1 protein-coding gene is annotated in these 2140 nt (G+C 44.6%); it reads left to right on the top strand.

Annotation, left to right across the window (positions count from 1 at the left end; all coding sequences use genetic code 11):
• Positions 1–150: 150 nt before the first annotated feature.
• On the top strand, positions 151–2140 hold a 1990-nt coding region (locus R7P67_RS23250; protein ID WP_318086120.1), incomplete at its 3' end, for a sensor histidine kinase.

Here is a 2140-nt window from a genome sequence, read left to right as displayed (position 1 = left end):
TAAAACAGGCACCTAAACCCGCCGTAACCCTATATCCCTAGTGTTACTAGGTGAAATGAGGGTGTTTTTTAACTCATCAATATCCATTATTAATGTGTGAAACTAGTCTAGTATTAAATCAGTAGGCGTTCGTAACACATGGAAAGATGGATGCTGAGATTATCAATCAAAACACGTTTAGCGTTGTTAGCGTTATTACCCGCAGTGGTGATCGTTGCTTTTGCGATCCACCAGTTTTATGCCAATTCGGTGCGAGTCGATCATCTCAATCAAACCGTAAGCAACATACAGGGATTCCAGCTGATATCTCAGGCTTCGCACTTTATCTACAGCATGGAAAAAGACAGACGCCAATACGGTCAGGAAACGCCTTTAAGTATCGAAGTGGATGTCCAAAATAATGTGGTGCTCTCCATGCATCATAAATTTTCCACTAATCCACACACTTCCGAGTACGCCGATGATTTAAAAGAGGCGATGCTTGGTATGGTGTCTGGGGATCTTACCAACACGGATGAAGTGGGTGATTGGGCGTTTCAGTTATTGCAAGAAATGTCGCTTTCCTTGCTACAAAACTATCAGCTGTATGGAAATAGCGATGGGCACGCCATGCAGAACTTTATTGCTTACCTTGCTCAATTATCTTATTGGACGCAAAAAGAGGCTTGGCTGACCTACCGTTTAGTGATGGATCCAGATGCGAAGCTGAACCAAAGCGTTTTTTTTCAAACCATTGATCGTCAGCAGCAAAATCTAGATGCATTTTTGCATTTGGGGGCATCTTATGCGCATGTCGATAAACTGCTTGGCCTTTTCAGCTCCCCCCGCTATCAACGTAATTTGGAATCAAGAGCGAGGCTGATGAATGGCGACATGCCACGCAGCGATTATGCGGCTTACCTTGACGAACTCGATTTTCGGGTTCAGCGATTGCAAATGATGATTGAAGGATTTACTCGTCAAGCTGAGCAATCCCTACTTACTCAAGTCAATGAGCAAAAACGAAATGTATTGCTCATTACCTGTGGTGTTGCGGTAGTTCTTCTCTTGCTTGGCTGGTTGGGCTTTGCCACTTGGTATCGTGTTAACAGTAAGATTGGCGCAATCATTCATGCTCTTAATGCCCTTGTTAACGAGGAAGAAAAAGCGAAAAAAGTCGCAGTCGATGGTAGTGACGAGTTCACTCTCTTTGCGCAGCAAGTCAATCGTGTGGTGGAAGAAAAGCAAAGGCAAACTCACGAAATCCTGCACGCCAAAGAGTCGGCAGTGGCAGCCAATAGAGCAAAATCTGTATTTCTTGCCAATATGTCCCATGAGATTCGAACGCCGCTGAATGGCATCATGGGGATGACTGAAATTTTGTCGCAAAGTGAGCTATCGCCTCATCAGCAAGAAGTCGTGGATGACATCGATACCTCTTCCCACACTTTGCTTGCATTGCTAAACGATATTCTAGATTTGTCTAAGATCGAGTCGGGGCGCCTCGAATTGTCGTTGGTTGAAGCTGACATTCGCGAAGTCGTTTATCAATCGGTGATTTTGTTTCAATCTAAAGCCACGTCTAAACAGCTTGAACTCGATATTTCATTGGATGAAAACATTCCGGCTCGCGTGATGGTCGATGATCATCGCATCAAACAGATCATTACTAATCTGGTTTCCAATGCCGTTAAGTTTACTGAACAAGGCTATATCTCAGTCGACGTTAGCTACGAAGAAGCGTTAGAGCAAGGGCGAGGTTCGCTAACATTTCTTATCAAGGATTCGGGCATCGGCATCGAAAGGGACAAACTGGCGACCATTTTTGAACCGTTTACTCAAGAAGACGAGGGTGTTTCGAGACAGTTTGGCGGAACAGGGCTAGGGCTTGCGATTTGTCGCCAATTAGTGTCAATGATGGGAGGCAAGCTAGTGGCAACCTCGACCAAGGGGGTGGGCACATGCTTTGGTTTTTCAATAGAAGTAGAAGCGTTACCTCTCTTTGGTTGGCATTCCGATGTGGTCAAAAGAGGGCTCTTTATATGTGATAACTATGCTTATGCAGAGCAAATTGTCCAAGAATGTCGTTTGGCTCAAATTGAGCTGGTAGGCGTTAACTCACTTTCGGAAGCAAAAGCGCTAGATGAAGATTTCGATGTCA

The sequence above is a fragment of the Vibrio sp. Vb0937 genome, assembly GCF_033338855.1.
The sequence above is the reverse complement of the archived record's forward strand: the minus strand, read 5'-3'. Positions and strand labels throughout refer to the sequence as shown.